Source organism: Nonomuraea sp. NPDC050451 (assembly GCF_044458585.1).
The window spans coordinates 29,788-43,471 of record NZ_JBITHZ010000051.1; the positions used below are offsets into that span (position 1 = coordinate 29,788).

General features: G+C 69.0%; 14 protein-coding genes. 5 read left to right on the forward strand and 9 right to left on the reverse strand.

Annotated features, from left to right (window positions below):
• Nucleotides 1-2 precede the first annotated feature (2 nt).
• The 3 genes from ACIBI9_RS61490 to ACIBI9_RS61500 all read right to left on the reverse strand — a co-directional run bounded on the left by ACIBI9_RS61490 (nt 3) and on the right by ACIBI9_RS61500 (nt 3,581).
• Complete coding sequence (locus tag ACIBI9_RS61490) at nt 3-1,247, reverse strand: hypothetical protein (protein ID WP_397237359.1); 1,245 nt, start codon at nt 1,245-1,247, stop codon at nt 3-5.
• Nucleotides 1,248-1,413: 166 nt separating this feature from the next.
• Nucleotides 1,414-2,187: a class F sortase gene (locus ACIBI9_RS61495; protein WP_397237360.1), complete on the reverse strand. Its 774-nt coding sequence runs from the start codon at nt 2,185-2,187 to the stop codon at nt 1,414-1,416.
• Nucleotides 2,187-3,581: a hypothetical protein gene (locus ACIBI9_RS61500; protein ID WP_397237362.1), complete on the reverse strand. Its 1,395-nt coding sequence runs from the start codon at nt 3,579-3,581 to the stop codon at nt 2,187-2,189. Before ACIBI9_RS61500 ends, ACIBI9_RS61495 begins: the two co-directional genes overlap by 1 nt.
• 178 nt (nt 3,582-3,759) lie before the next feature.
• Between ACIBI9_RS61500 and ACIBI9_RS61505 the strand changes: the two genes are divergently transcribed.
• Entirely contained in the window at nt 3,760-4,905 is a 1,146-nt protein-coding gene (locus ACIBI9_RS61505; RefSeq protein ID WP_397237364.1) for an acyl-CoA dehydrogenase family protein, read from the forward strand.
• Between the two features lie 57 nt (nt 4,906-4,962).
• Nucleotides 4,963-5,124, forward strand: coding sequence for a hypothetical protein (locus ACIBI9_RS61510; protein WP_397237366.1), 162 nt, complete (start codon nt 4,963-4,965; stop codon nt 5,122-5,124).
• On the opposite strand, the gene ACIBI9_RS61515 is transcribed toward ACIBI9_RS61510, so the two are convergent.
• Nucleotides 5,121-5,549 carry a MarR family winged helix-turn-helix transcriptional regulator gene (locus ACIBI9_RS61515; protein WP_397237368.1) on the reverse strand — a complete coding sequence of 143 codons (429 nt, stop codon included), beginning with the start codon at nt 5,547-5,549 and terminating at the stop codon, nt 5,121-5,123. The two genes, ACIBI9_RS61510 and ACIBI9_RS61515, sit on opposite strands and share 4 nt — an antisense overlap.
• A gap of 20 nt (nt 5,550-5,569) precedes the next feature.
• On the opposite strand from ACIBI9_RS61515, the gene ACIBI9_RS61520 reads away from it, so the two are divergent.
• Nucleotides 5,570-5,920, forward strand: coding sequence for a MarR family winged helix-turn-helix transcriptional regulator (locus tag ACIBI9_RS61520; protein ID WP_397237370.1), 351 nt, complete (start codon nt 5,570-5,572; stop codon nt 5,918-5,920).
• Here ACIBI9_RS61520 and ACIBI9_RS61525 read toward each other — a convergent pair.
• The 3 genes from ACIBI9_RS61525 to ACIBI9_RS61535 form a co-directional block, all read right to left on the reverse strand.
• Nucleotides 5,910-6,689 carry an alpha/beta fold hydrolase gene (locus tag ACIBI9_RS61525; protein WP_397237372.1) on the reverse strand — a complete coding sequence of 260 codons (780 nt, stop codon included), beginning with the start codon at nt 6,687-6,689 and terminating at the stop codon, nt 5,910-5,912. The two genes, ACIBI9_RS61520 and ACIBI9_RS61525, sit on opposite strands and share 11 nt — an antisense overlap.
• Nucleotides 6,690-6,705: 16 nt before the next feature.
• Complete coding sequence (locus ACIBI9_RS61530) at nt 6,706-8,928, reverse strand: SpoIIE family protein phosphatase (protein WP_397237374.1); 2,223 nt, start codon at nt 8,926-8,928, stop codon at nt 6,706-6,708.
• Nucleotides 8,929-9,051: 123 nt separating this feature from the next.
• The gene (locus ACIBI9_RS61535; protein ID WP_394502808.1) at nt 9,052-9,756 is read right to left on the reverse strand and encodes a metal-dependent transcriptional regulator; all 705 of its coding nucleotides are present in this window, start codon (nt 9,754-9,756) and stop codon (nt 9,052-9,054) included.
• Between the two features lie 102 nt (nt 9,757-9,858).
• Between ACIBI9_RS61535 and ACIBI9_RS61540 the strand changes: the two genes are divergently transcribed.
• Nucleotides 9,859-10,476: a UdgX family uracil-DNA binding protein gene (locus tag ACIBI9_RS61540; protein WP_397237376.1), complete on the forward strand. Its 618-nt coding sequence runs from the start codon at nt 9,859-9,861 to the stop codon at nt 10,474-10,476.
• 10 nt (nt 10,477-10,486) lie between these two features.
• On the opposite strand, the gene ACIBI9_RS61545 is transcribed toward ACIBI9_RS61540, so the two are convergent.
• Together ACIBI9_RS61545 and pdxH are read right to left on the reverse strand one after the other, a co-directional pair.
• On the reverse strand, nt 10,487-11,722 hold the full coding sequence (locus ACIBI9_RS61545) for an MFS transporter (protein ID WP_397237378.1): 1,236 nt from the start codon (nt 11,720-11,722) through the stop codon (nt 10,487-10,489).
• A gap of 10 nt (nt 11,723-11,732) precedes the next feature.
• Nucleotides 11,733-12,386: a pyridoxamine 5'-phosphate oxidase gene (gene pdxH / locus ACIBI9_RS61550; RefSeq protein ID WP_397237380.1), complete on the reverse strand. Its 654-nt coding sequence runs from the start codon at nt 12,384-12,386 to the stop codon at nt 11,733-11,735.
• A 179-nt stretch (nt 12,387-12,565) separates the two neighbouring features.
• On the opposite strand from pdxH, the gene ACIBI9_RS61555 reads away from it, so the two are divergent.
• A complete protein-coding gene (locus ACIBI9_RS61555; protein ID WP_397237382.1) occupies nt 12,566-13,672 on the forward strand; it encodes a citrate synthase 2 in 1,107 nt (368 codons plus the stop codon).
• Nucleotides 13,673-13,684 lie beyond the last annotated feature (12 nt).

Consider the following 13,684-nt stretch of genomic DNA (forward strand, 5'->3'; position numbering starts at 1 on the left):
CGTCAGCCCCTGGTGGCGTTACGCCGCCGCATGACGAGCCCGCCGACGGCCGCGGCGCCCACCAGCGCGGTGCCGGTCAGGATGAACATCCGCCCGTCGGGCCCCGCCTCACCGCCACCACCGGTGTCGGCCCCAGCCTTGGGGGTCTTCGACTTCTTGGTGGAGCTGGAGGGGGTGACGGTCACCGTCGCGGTGCTGGTCTTGGTGGGCTTGGGGCTGGAGGTGGTGTTGGTCGGGGTGGAGGAGGTCGTCGGGCTGCTGGTGGAGGAGCCCACCGTGAAGGTGTACGCCTTGAGGCCGGTCGTGGGGGCCAGGCACTTGATCGTAGGCGAGGACGCCGAGGTGCCGAAGGCCAGGTCGCCGGCGGTCAGGGAGACCGTGCCCGTGGTGGTGGGCTTGATCTTGACCGTGACGCTGGTGGGGAGCGTGATGTTCTGGCCGATGGTGACGGTGCTCAGCGCCGCTTCCCCGGTGGCGGTGGAGGGGGCTCCGGCGCCGCTCGCCTTGATGGTGACGAACATCTTGGGGCTGGTGGTGGGGAAGCCGGTGGGCGCCTTCAGCGTGCCGCCGGTGGACTGGATGGTGCCGGTCCAGGTGATCGAGGCGTCGGCGTTGGCGGTGGCGCTGGTGGGCGGCGTCATGACGACCTTGATGTCGACGTCGGCCGGATAGTCGGCGTCGCCGCCACTGCTGGCGAGGTCGCAGTCATACTCGACGACGTCATCGGTCCCGCCACCGCCACCGGTCCCGATCGTGACGTCCAGGGCCTCGGTCGACGTCGTCGTGCACGTCGTCGTAGTGGTGCTGGGCGAGGCGAGACTCAGCACCAACTGGCTGGGCTTCACGCTGACCTTGCCCGTCGTGCCGGTCGGCACGGAGACCTTGTAGACCACGTCCTTGGCCGACACCGTGGTGCTGGTGGTGACATTGGCGCCGGTCTTGACGCCAGGGTCCTGGATCGAGCCGGGCGTCGGCGTCAATGTGGCGTTGACCTGCAAGGTCGTAGCCGTCGTCGGCGCGGTCGCAAGCGTCAACTCCGGGATCTTCACCGTCAGGTCGAAGGTCGTGCCTGCGGTCACCGAGTCGGGAGCGCTCAGCCCGACGCTGATGGTCCCAGAGGTGCTGCCGAGCATCGACCCCGTGCACGTGTAGCTGAACTGCTTCGTCACAGCGGCTAACGCGGCCGTCGGCGTGGAGACCACGAAGATGGAGCCGACGAAGATCGCGAGCGTCCCCGTCAATCCCAATGCGGACGTCTTATGGGCGAGGCGGTGCCACGCCTGGGACATAAGCACGGGTCCATCTCCGTTCAAGGCAAGTTTCAACAGTCGTGCCAGAATTCCAGCCGTTGGTCACGGTTAGGTTGAGATCCTACGAACTGTCCCTGTCAAGTTCCCGTAAACCGCCAAAACCCTAGCCTTTCTTCTTGGACAACGTCGCGTACACCACGATGTTGTCCGTGTAACTGTGCGCCGTCTTGTTGAAGACCCCGCCGCACGTGATGAGCCGCAACTGCGCGTTGCTCGTGTTCCCGTACACCCGGGACGTCGGGAACGTCGACTTGCTCGCCTGCTCGATCCCGCTCACCGTGAACCGCGTGACCTTGCCGTCCGCCCGGTACACGTAGATCTGGTCGCCCTTGGCCAGCTCGCGGAGGCGGTCGAAGACGGCGGGGCCCTTGCGGGTGCTCACGTGGCCGTTGATGATCGAGGGGCCGAGCTCGCCGGGGATCGGGGAGCCCTTGTACCAGCCCGTCTGGTTGGGCTTGGTCAGGGGCGGGGTGCCCAGTTTGCCCTTGCTGTCCACGGTGACGGCCCCGATGGGCGCGTTCACCTTGATCTTGGGGATCTTGATGCGGGTCGGCCTCGACTGGGTGGACTTGGCCTTGGCCGAGGGGATCGGGGACACGACCGGGACCGCCGGGAGCGGGGGCGGCGCGTCCAGGCGAGCCGGGGTCAGGGGGACGCCCTTGCCGCCGGGGCCCACGGTGGGCGGGAGGACGAACGCGCCCGCGTTCGCCACCTCCACCTGCGTCGGCGTGTCCTGCGCGGCCGCCAGCGTGCCCGAGGGGTCTTCCGTGGTGGGCCACAGCGAGAGCATGCTCACCATGACCAGGCCGACGCCGCCCAGCGAGCCGGCGATCAGCAGTCCGGGCAGCGCCCGCTGCATTGGTGTCTGCTCGCTCATCAGTGCGCTCCTCCCGCGTGCGCGGCCCTGCGCCGGCGCAGCAGCAATCCGCCGCCCGCGCCGCCGATCACCAGCGCGGCCATCAGCCCGTACGGTCTGTCCTCGCGATCCGGCGCCTCACCGCTGTCCACGCCGCCCTTGGGGGTGTTGGGGACCTGCGCCCGGTAGTACTTGGTCGCGGTCGGCCCGGTGGCCTTGGGCGTGGCCGAGCTGGTGCCGGTGGCACTGGGGACCACGATCACCCGCCCGAGGCCGATGTCGGTGGTCCGGTTGTTCGGGGTGGTGTGGGTCCCGGTGGGCGTCGGGTTGGTCGGGTTGGTCGTCGGACTGTTGGTGGGGCTGTTGGTGGGGGTGTTGGTCGGCGTCTGCGTGACGGTGGGGCCTGACTTGTCCCGTACGGTCACCACGACCGACACCGGCGAGCTGGCCAGCTGGCACTTCGCGCTGTGGTAGCCGGTGGGGATCTTGGACGTGTTGGTGGTCACGCGGAAGGCGTCCAGCCAGGCCGGCTTGTTCGCGGCGTTCACGATCTTGATCTTGTGCTCGCCGTACTTCAGCGGCGCGGACGTCCACAGCGTCTGGCCACCGTCGAGGTCGTCGTTGACCGGCACGTCGTCGTCGGAACGGGAGGGGTCGACCGTGGCCCGCTTGGTGCCGTCGATGTAGATGTCGACCGGCCCCGCGTCCTTGTCGGTCGGCCCGATGTACTCCACGCCGGTCCCGATGAAGGTCAGCTCGGCGGAGGCGTTGATCTGGTCGGTCTGGTGCAGGTCGTTGTGCACGTGGTTCTCGGAGCCGGGACGGTCGTCCAGCGAGACCCAGCCACTGCTGTAGACGATCCCCATGTCAGAGGGGTTGTCGGCGTCGTCGCCGTCGTTGACGACCACGCTGCCGTCCGGCGGGGTGAAGTCCAGCTCGATGTCCTTGGGCGTGACCGTGATGGTGCCCGGCTTGTCGGTCAGGCCGGGGTCGTTCATGGTCTCGGGGAGGGACAGGTAGCCGTCGGGGCGCAGCGGACCCTCGGGGTCGGCGCTGCCCTTGGGCTGCAGGATGCCCTGCCAGCTGCTGGTGAGCTGCACGTTGCCGGTGGCGTGCACCTGGCCGCCTTCGGGGAAGTAGCCGGGCGACTGCAGCCGGCCGTCGTTGGCGTAGTGGAGCTTCCAGGTGAAGTTGAGCGGGTCTCCCACCACCAGGTCCGTGGCGAAGGTGAGGTTGGTGGTCAGGCGGACGGGACCGTTCCTGACGATGCTGTTGGCGCCGGACGCCACGCAGTCGTACTCAACGACGAGGTCGGCCGGCGCGGCGGCGGCCGGCGTGCCCGGCAACACCACGATTCCTAAAGCCGCCACCGATCCGACCGATCCGGCGATCAACGCTTTGCGCCACCGACTCACGGGAGACTCCGATCAGTCACAAATAGACCGAGGGTAGATCTTAGAGTCGAAAACACCCGTAACACATGCCGATTGCGGCAACGTCCAGCACTTGTGATGAAGCCGTGTCCACAGGTATCCGCCGCACAGGGAAAGAGGGTATACCTGCGAGTAACAGAACTCTATTCGGGAGGACCTGATGCGGCGAGACCTCTTCGACGAGGAGCACCTGCTCTTCCGCGAGACCGTGCGCGAGTTCATGGCCCGCGAGGTCGTGCCGCACCACGCCCAGTGGGAGAAGGACGGCATCGTCCCGCGCGAGGTCTGGAAGAAAGCCGGGGAGCTCGGGATGTTCGGGTTCTCGGTGCCCGAGGAGTACGGCGGGGCGGGGGTCACGGACTTCCGCTACAACACCGTGATCGTCGAGGAGATCATCCGGATCGGCGCCTCCGGGCTCGGATTCTCTCTGCACAACGATGTCATGGCGCCGTACCTCGTGGATCTGACGGACGACGAGCAGAAGCAGCGGTGGCTGCCCGGATTCGCGAGCGGCGAGCTGATCAGCGCGATCGCGATGAGCGAGCCGGGGGCCGGCAGCGACCTGCAGGGGATCAGGACCACGGCCATCCGCGAGGGCGACCACTACCTGGTGAACGGGCAGAAGACGTTCATCACGAACGGCATCAACGCCGACCTGGTCGTCGTCGTGGCCAAGACCGACCCCGAGGCCGGCGCCAGGGGGACCACGCTGATCGTGGTCGAGCGCGGCATGGAGGGGTTCGAGCGGGGGCGCAATCTCGAGAAGATCGGGATGAAGGCCCAGGACACGGCCGAACTGTTCTTCGAGAACGTACGCGTGCCCGTCGCCAACCGCCTGGGCCCGCGCGACGGCGAGGGCTTCTTCCAGCTCATGCACAACCTCCCGCAGGAGCGCCTGTCGATCGCCGTGGGGGCCGTGGCCGCGGCGGAGGCCGTGCTGGAGGAGACCATCGAGTACTGCAAGACCCGGCAGGCCTTCGGGCGGAGCATCGGCTCGTTCCAGAACACCCGATTCGTGCTGGCGGAGCTGGCCACCGAGACCGAGATCGCCCGCCACTACGTGGACAAGTGCATCCTCGCGCTCAACGCCGGGCAGCTCGACGCGGTGGACGCGGCCAAGGCCAAGTGGTGGACCACCGAACTGCAGACCAAGGTCATCGACCGCTGCCTCCAGCTCCACGGCGGGTACGGCTACATGATGGAGTACCCGGTCGCCAAGGCGTGGCTCGACAGCCGGGTGCAGACGATCTACGGCGGCACCACCGAGATCATGAAGGAGATCATCGGCCGGTCCTTCGGATTCTGACCGCACAGACTGCACAGGACCGCGCGGGAAGGCGGTCCGCACCGCATACTGGACACCATGGACGGCGGCCTGATCCTCCTGGCTTTCCTGGCGTTGCTGTTCGCCTGGGGCCTCAACCGCGTGCGCCGGTCGATCCGCCTGGGGCCGGTGGGCTACGGCGGCGTGATGATCGTGTTCATCATCGTCATGCTGCTCCTCTGGGGCCAGACCAAGGTCTAACCGGACATTCCCTCGACGAAGCGGGTGAGCAGCCGGGCGAACTCCGCCCGGTCCTCCTCCGGCCACTCCTCCATGGCCGCCGCGAACGCCGCCTGCCTGGCCCGATGGGCCTGCTCCAGCGCCGCCTGCCCGGCCTCGGTCAGCACCAGCCACGCCTTGCGCCCGTCGGCCTGATCGGCCTCCCGCCTGACGAGGCCCGCCGTCACGGCCGCCGCCACCAGCCGGCTCGCCCTCGGCTGGTCGACGCTGAGCGCCTGCGCGACCGTGGACACGGTGACGGACCCGCCGCCGCCCTCGATCACGTCGAGCACCTCGAACTCCGGCCCTACAGCGCCCTGCTGCCGCGCGAGCACACGCCTGCTCTGCCGCCGCCTGATCGCGACCATCGCTCGCTCGATCGCGGCAATTTCATTGTTTTTGTACATATGGTTGCTATTATACATGCATGAAGAAACTTATCGGCCACTGGCTGAAGCATCTCGACAACCTGCTGGAGAACGCCCTGGAGGAGGCTCTCCAGGGCACCACCCGCCGAGAGTGGCAAGTGCTCAACGCGGCGGCCCACGACAGCACCGCCCCCATGCCGTTCACCGGAGTGGACGAGGCCGTGGAGCGGCTCATCGCCAGGGGGTGGCTGGCGGACGGCAAGCTCACCGACGAGGGCAGGGCGGCGCACGCGCGGATCGCCGAGCAAGTCGGCCGCTTCAGGCAGAAGGCGACAGAGGGCGTGAGCCCACAGGAATATCAGGTCACCATCGACGTGCTCCGCCGCATGTCCGCAAATCTCACGAAATAGCGCTGGATTCCAGGATGACGCGGGCGACGAGATCGGGGTCGTCGCTCATCGGCACGTGACCGCATCCCTTCAACAGCTTGACCCGCTGCCCCGACCAGCGGGCCGCGCGCACGGCCTGGCGGCGGAGCAGGAGCCGGTCGTGCTCGCCCCACGCGATCGTGATGGGCGACTTCGGCGGCGCGGGCGGCATCAGCCCGGCGAACGACTCCAGGGTCTCCTCGAAGCCGCTCGCCCAGGCCAGCGCCTGCGTGGCCGCGACCTGCGCGGTGACGGAGAGCCTGGAGGGGTGGGCGACCAGGATGCCGGTCGAGACGGCCCGCAGGAGCGGGTTCTCGGCCGCCTTGGCGGCGTGCCTTGAGGGGATCGACCGGGCCGAGGCCCGCAGGGCGCGCAGCATGGACTGGCAGTAGAGCAGCTCGGGCCGGGACCAGAAGCCGGCCGGCGACAGCGCGGTGGCCGTGCGTACGACGCCGCGCGAGGCCAGCTCCAGCGCGATGTAGCCGCCGAGCGAGTTGCCCGCCACGTGCGGCTCGCGCACGCCGAGCGTCGCGCAGAACGACTCGACCGCGTCGGCCAGCGACTCCGCGGTGTACGTGATGCCCTCGGGCAGCCCCGGGGATCTGCCGAAGCCGGGCAGGTCGAGTGCGATCACCGTACGGGAGGCGGCCAGGCGGTCCAGCACCGGCAGCCACCCCTGCCAGTGATGGCCGATCCCGTGGATGAGGATCAGCGGCGCGCCGGTGCCCCGTCGTTCGAAGGCCAGCTCCATACGGCCAGCTAACCACTCACCTGCCGCGAGTGGGAATCTCGAACCAGACGGCTTTGCCTTCCCTGGTAGGACGCGATCCCCAGCGTCTGGCCAGCTGGTCGACGAGGTAGAGGCCGCGCCCGCCCTCGTCGTTCTCCCCCGCGCTGCGGATGCGCGGCAGGCGCAGGTCCTGGTCGAAGACCTCGACCCAGACCGACTCCTCGCCCCTGCGCAGCCTCAGCGTGAACTCCTTGTCGCCGACCACTTCGTCCTCGAAGCCCGGCATGTCCCAGGACTCGTCGAACGGCAGCGGCGGCCCCTCCACGACCAGCTCCCTGCGGGGCACGGTGGCGGTGGCGGCGTGGAGCACGACGTTGGTCACGACCTCGGAGACGAGCAGGCAGGCCAGCTCGGCCCGCTCCTCGGGCACGTTCCAGCTCGAGAACGCCTCCGACGCCATGCGGCGCGCCTCGCCCACCATGATCGGCTGAGCGGGGAACGTACGCTCCTCGACGTCGAGGTCGACGTCGCTGGAGCGGACGACCAGGATCGCCATGTCGTCGTCGATCTCGCCGGGCACGGCCACCGTGGCGGCGTCGGCGATGCGCTCGACCTCGGCGCCGGACATCTTGGCGAGCTTTTCGCAGAGCACGCCGAGCGTCTCTTCCTCGCTCGGCACCTGGCCGTCGCGGCCCGGGCGGCGATCGACGAGACCGTCGGTGTAGAGCAGCAGCGCCGCGCCGGGCGGCAGCGTGCGCGTCTCCTCCTTGTAGACCAGGTCGGCGTGCAGGCCCTTGGCGTGGACGCCGAGCGGCTGGCCGACCTCCTCGATGTCGAGCTCCACGCACTGGCCGTCGACCAGCAGCAGCGGCGGCGCGTGGCCCGCGTTGGCGAAGGACAGCTGGCGCGACCAGGCGTCGTAGACGAGGTACTGGCAGGTCACGATGGGCGGGATGCTGACCTCGGCGCCGTTGTCGTCGTGCTCGGGGGTGGCGATGATGCGGGTCCACTCGTCGAGCCTGGCCAGGATGTCGGCCGGCGACTTGTCGTCCTGCGCGAAGGCCCGCAGCGCGGCCCTGAGCTGGCCCATGATGGCCGCCGCCTTGGCGCCCCGGCCCTCGACGTCGCCGATCACGATGCCGACCCGGCCCGCCGACAGCGGGATCACGTCGTACCAGTCGCCGCCGACCTGGGTCTGGATGCCCTGGCCGTGGGAGGCGAGCGGGGCCGCAGGGTAGTAGCGCACCGCGATCTGCAGGCCGTCGAGCTGCGGCAGCGCCCGGGGCAGCAGGTATTTCTGGAACGACTCCGCCGTGTGGCGCTCCTCCTCGAACAGCAGCGCGTTGTCGATGGCGAGCGCGACCCGGGTGGCGATGGCGCCCACGAAGTCGCGGTCGAAGGCGTCGTAGTGAGGGCTGCGCCGGTCGGTGAGGTTGGACAGGCCCAGATACATCAGCCCGAGCGTCTCGCCGCGCACCAGCAGGGGGGCGACGATGGCGGAGGTCATGCCGATCTCGCCGCACAGGCGGGCGCTGCCCTCGCTGGTGGCCGGGTAGCTGCTGGTGGCGAAGCTCTCGACCAGGATCGTCTCCTGGCGGCGCAGCGCCGTGTCGGCGTAGTGGCCGGAGGGGTAGCGGATCTCCGCGCCCACCGGCTTCCAGGTGCCCGTCGGCGGCGTCCAGCCCTGGACGTGCTGGGAGACCCGGCGGACGAGCCGGTCGCCCTCCATCAGCTCGATGAAGCAGTGGTCGGCGAACTGGGGGACCAGCATCTCGGCGACCCGCTTGAGCGTCTCCTCGACGTAGAGCGAGCCCGCCAGCCGCTCGCCGATGCGCTCCAGCAGGCCGAAGCGGTCTTTCTCCCGCTCGTTGCTGCGCAGCGCCTCGCGGGCCATGATGACGATGCCCGTCACCGAGCCCGAGGTGTGGCGCAGCGGCACGGCCTGGGCGCGTACGTAGACGATGGTCCCGTCGCCGCGCCTGACGTCGAACGTGCCCTCCCACACGCCGCCCTTGAGCACGTGCTTGGCCAGCTCGATCGCCAGCGGGTGGTCCTTCTCCATGATCCCGAGGGACAGGACGGACGCGTCGCGCGAAGGTGACTGGCCCTGACGGCCGAAGAGCTTCTCGGCGAAGGGGTTCCAATAGAGGAGATTGCTGAAACGGTCGGTGACGATCACCGCCATCTCAGCGTGATCGAGCACAGATCCGGCACCAAGGTGATCAGCCGTTTCTTGTGACAGATCCCCCCATCGATTCATCCGGAGACCACTCCTTGGGGTGGCATGCACGCAAAGCGGACCACGGGCGCTCCTGCAACAGTCTTGGCCAGGGGGGAGTGGAGGGCCTCCCAGGAGGGATTCAACCAAGCCGCTGCGCGCGCGTCAGCGCTTGGAGACAAAAACGTGCGCGGCGACATCGCGCGGAAGCTCCGCGGGAGTGTCGTTCGCGTCACCGTCACCTGTCACCCGCACACCGTCGTCGCTCGCCGCGAGCGTCACCTCGCGTCCGGGTTGTATCCCAACTTGCTTGAGTTTAAGCATCACAGCAGGATCGCTTTGCACTTGTTCGCTAATTCGACGCACGACGACAGGTGTGTCCCTCGGCCCCGCCAGGTCTGACATCGATGTCAGCACCCCGGCGCCGCCCTCGGGAGGCTCCTTGGCGCCCAGCTCAGCGAGCCCCGGGATGGGGTTTCCGTGCGGGCAGACGGTCGGGTTGTCGAGCAGCGTCACCAGGCGGGACTCCACCGACTCCGACATGACGTGCTCCCAGCGGCACGCCTCGATGTGCACCTCTTCCCAGGGAAGGCCGATCACCTGGGTGAGGAGGCACTCGGCCAGCCGGTGCTTGCGCATGACCCGCGTGGCCAGCGTGCGGCCCAGATCGGTCATGGACAGGTGGCGATCGCCCTCGACGCGGACGAGGCCGTCACGCTCCATGCGGGCGACGGTCTGGCTCACGGTGGGGCCGCTCTGCTGCAGACGCTCCGCGATGCGGGCACGAAGGGGGACGATGCCCTCCTCCTCGAGCTCGTAAATCGTGCGGAGGTACATCTCCGTGGTGTCGATCAGGCCGTGTGCGGTCAAGGCAGTCCTCCCAATCAGATATTACGCCGGTCGTGGCGGGGACTGGGCCCGTCCGCAGCGGGCACAGAAGTCACAGGAACCCTATTGGGAGAACGACCGACGATGGTTAAGGACGGAAACAAAGGAGCGGCCGAGTTCCTTCCCGACCAGCTCGATCTCGACTCGCTGCGGCGCGCGGCCGCCTGCTGTCAGGGCTGCGGGCTCTACAGGAACGCCACTCAGACCGTTTTCGGCGAGGGTCCGCAGCGGGCCCGGTTCATGCTCGTGGGAGAGGAGCCCGGCGACCAGGAGGACCGGCAGGGGCACCCGTTCGTAGGCCCGGCCGGGCGCATTCTGGACAAAGGATTGGAAGAAGCGGGGATCGAGCGGGAGGACGTTTACGTCACGAACGCTGTCAAGCATTTCTCCTTCATCCTTCGCGGCAAGCGGCGGATCCACCAGAAGCCGACGGCCGCCGAGGTCAACGCGTGCCATCCGTGGCTCGACGCGGAGCTGTCCCTCGTGCGGCCGGCGGTGATCGTGATGCTCGGGGCGACGGCGGCCAGGGCGCTGCTCGGGAGGGAGTTCCGCGTGACGCACCACCGGGGCGAGCCGGTGCCGCTCGGCGACGCGCTCGCCGTGGCCACCGTGCACCCGTCCGCCGTGCTGCGCGCGCCCGACAGGGACCAGGCGTACGCGGGCTTCCTGGCCGACCTGAAGGTGGCCGCCCAAGTCGTCTGACCTCTGACCTTTATCGAGCCCGGTAATTGCGGAAGGCGGCCACGGACAGGCCGACGACCAGCACCGTGACGGCGCAGGCGATGCCGCCACCCACCCAGGCCCCGCTCACCCCCAGCGCCGTCGCCGTCGCGCCGGCCCGCAGGTCGCCCAGTCGCGGCCCGCCCGCCACGACCACCATGAACGCCCCCTGCAGCCGCCCCCGCATCTCGTCGGGCGCGTACAGCTGCAGGATGGACTGCCGCCACACCGACGAGATCACGTCCGCCACCCCGCCCACGGCCATGAACGCCACCACCAGCCAGAGCTCGCTCGCCAGCCCGGCGGCGGCCACGGCCAGGCCCCAGACGGCGATCACGACGACGAGCGCGACCCCCTGCCGCGAGATCCGCCCCACCCAGCCGGAGAACAGCGCCCCGGCCACCGAGCCGATGGCCATGGCGGAGCTCATCCAGCCGAGCGCGATCATCGAGCCGCCGAACTTGTCGGCGGTCAGCTCCGGGAAGAGCGCGCGCGGCAGGGCGAACACCATCGCGATGATGTCCACCACGAACGACATCAGCAGCACCGGGCTCCTGACGATGAAGCTGAGCCCCTCCAGCACCGCCCGGGCACCCGGACGTCGCACTTCGCCCAACGGGGGCAGTGAGGGCAGTCTGAGGGCCGCGTAGAGGCTCGCGGTGAAGAGCAGGGCGTCCATCGCGTACGCCGCCGCGAACCCGCCGGAGCCCAGCACGACCGCGCCGATCATCGGGCCCGCGACCGCGCCCATGCTGTAGACGAGCGAGTTGAGCGCGTTCGCGGCGGGCACCAGCTCCTTGTCCAGGATCCTGGGGATGATCGCGCCCCTGGTCGGGCTGGTGATCGCGAAGCCGGTGGCGTTCAGGGCGACCGCGGCGAAGATCAGGTAGACGTTCCCCAGGCCGAGCAGCGCCTGCCCGAGGATGAGGAGCGTCGCCGTCCACGCGATGAGCGAGCCGACGATGAGCAGCTTGCGCCGGTCCACGGCGTCGGCGACCGCCCCTCCCCACAGGCCGAAGACGATCAGCGGGATCAGGTTGGCCATCCCCAGCAGGCCCACGTAGAACGAGGAGTGGGTGAGCTCCCAGACCTGCTGGCCGACGGCCACGACGGTCGCTCCGACACCGACGTGAGAGACGGCCTGGCCGAGCCAGAGCCGCCGGTACTCGGGCGCGCCGAGCGGCCGGGTGTCTACCAGATGACGCTTGACCAGCTCCGCGATCGCCACTCCATGAACACTAAGGTGCCAGTCTTTCCAGGGCCCAACCGGGTCGTGTCCGCCGATAACGGAGCCTGTCGTGCATCCGGTCGAGTTGTCCCTGCCAGAACTCCATCTCGATCGGATAGACCCGGAAACCTCCCCAGAAGTCGGGCACCGGCGGACTCTCCGGCCAGCGTTCGGCCAGCTCCGCGTAGCGCTCGTCCAGTTCCTCCCTGGACCGCACGACGGCCGACTGCCGCGACGCCCAGGCGCCGATGCGCGAGCCGTACGGGCGGGAGTTGTAGTACTCGGCCGACTCCTCCTGGGAGATCCGCGTCACAGTGCCCTCGATGCGTACCTGGCGGCGGATCGGATGCCAGGGGAACAGCAGTGACGCCCGGGGGTTCTCGGCCAGGTCGCGGCCCTTGCGCGACTCGTAGTTGGTGTAGAAGACGAAGCCGCGTTCGTCGTAGCCCTTCAGCAGGACCGTCCTGGCACTCGGGCGGCCGCCCGACGAGGCGGTGGCCAGGATCATGGCGTTGGGTTCCGGCAGGCCGGACTCGAGCGCGTCCTGGAGCCAGAAGGTGAATTGCTCCATGGGGTCGGACGCGAGGTCGGATTCGAGCAGCGGCCGGCCCTCGTACGTTCGGCGTAGCCCTGCCAGCACGGGCGGGCGCGGGGTGGCATCCACGAGACGGTATTCTTGCGCGCTTGTGTGGTAGATCCCATGCAACCCCCCTCACCAGCGGGTTTGGCCTTACGGCGGGTCCCGAGACCGAGCACGACCTGGGAAGGGGTTAAATTGACCCGCCGGTATCTCGACATCAAGGCATTGCCCAAACATGGCAAGGGAAAGGGAGGCGGCCGCGCATGTCCGACTTCAAACCCGGGCTCGAAGGCGTCGTAGCTTTCGAGACTGAGATCGCGGAACCGGACAAAGAAGGGGGCGCCCTTCGATACCGGGGCGTCGACATTGAGGAACTGGTCGGCCGTGTCCCGTTCGGGGCTGTTTGGGGCCTGCTGGTCGACAACAAGTTCCAGCCGGGCCTGCCCCCGGCGGAGCCGTACCCCATCCCTGTCCACTCCGGTGACATCCGCGTAGACGTGCAGAGCGCGCTGGCCATGCTGGCTCCGGCCTACGGCTTCAAGCCTCTGCTCGACATCAGTGACGAGGAGGCCCGCGACCAGCTCGCCCGCGCCTCCGTCATGGCTCTCTCCTTCGTCGCGCAGTCCGCGCGCGGCCTCGGCCTGCCCATGGTGCCGCAGAGCCGGGTCGACGAGGCCAAGACCATCGTCGAACGTTTCATGATCCGCTGGCGCGGTGAGCCTGATCCCAAGCACGTCAAGGCCATCGACGCTTACTGGACCTCCGCGGCCGAGCACGGCATGAACGCCTCCACGTTCACCGCCCGCGTCATCGCCTCCACCGGGGCCGACGTGGCTGCCGCGCTCTCCGGCGCCGTCGGCGCGATGTCAGGCCCGCTGCACGGTGGCGCCCCGGCCCGCGTCCTGCACATGATCGAGGGCGTCGAGCAGCTCGGCGACGCCAAGAAGTACGTCCAGAGCGAGCTCGACAAGGGCAACCGGCTCATGGGCTTCGGGCACCGCGTCTACCGCGCCGAGGACCCGCGCGCCCGCGTGCTGCGCCGTACCGCCAAGGAGCTCGACGCCCCCCGCTACGAGGTCGCCGCGGCGCTGGAGCAGGCCGCACTGGACGAGCTGCACGCCCGCAAGCCCGACCGGGTGCTGGCCACCAACGTGGAGTACTGGGCAGCCGTGGTGCTGGACTTCGCCGAGGTGCCGTCCCACATGTTCACCTCGATGTTCACCTGCGCCCGCACGGCCGGCTGGGCCGCGCACATCCTGGAGCAGAAGCTCACGGGCCGCCTCGTGCGCCCGAGCGCCAACTACGTCGGCCCCGCCTCGCGTCCCCTGAGCGACGTGCCCGGCGCCGCCGAGGTCACCGGCAAGAACTGACGGGATCGGCCC

Excerpts from the sequence above, each read along its gene's own strand:
- ACIBI9_RS61515 (WP_397237368.1), bottom strand. The coding sequence starts at position 5,549 with ATGTACAAAAACAATGAAATTGCCGCGATCGAGCGAGCGATGGTCGCG.
- ACIBI9_RS61505 (WP_397237364.1), top strand. The coding sequence starts at position 3,760 with ATGCGGCGAGACCTCTTCGACGAGGAGCACCTGCTCTTCCGCGAGACC.
- ACIBI9_RS61530 (WP_397237374.1), bottom strand. The coding sequence starts at position 8,928 with ATGAATCGATGGGGGGATCTGTCACAAGAAACGGCTGATCACCTTGGT.
- ACIBI9_RS61520 (WP_397237370.1), top strand. The coding sequence starts at position 5,570 with ATGAAGAAACTTATCGGCCACTGGCTGAAGCATCTCGACAACCTGCTG.
- ACIBI9_RS61555 (WP_397237382.1), top strand. The coding sequence starts at position 12,566 with ATGTCCGACTTCAAACCCGGGCTCGAAGGCGTCGTAGCTTTCGAGACT.
- ACIBI9_RS61540 (WP_397237376.1), top strand. The coding sequence starts at position 9,859 with ATGGTTAAGGACGGAAACAAAGGAGCGGCCGAGTTCCTTCCCGACCAG.
- ACIBI9_RS61525 (WP_397237372.1), bottom strand. The coding sequence starts at position 6,689 with ATGGAGCTGGCCTTCGAACGACGGGGCACCGGCGCGCCGCTGATCCTC.
- ACIBI9_RS61495 (WP_397237360.1), bottom strand. The coding sequence starts at position 2,187 with ATGAGCGAGCAGACACCAATGCAGCGGGCGCTGCCCGGACTGCTGATC.
- ACIBI9_RS61510 (WP_397237366.1), top strand. The coding sequence starts at position 4,963 with ATGGACGGCGGCCTGATCCTCCTGGCTTTCCTGGCGTTGCTGTTCGCC.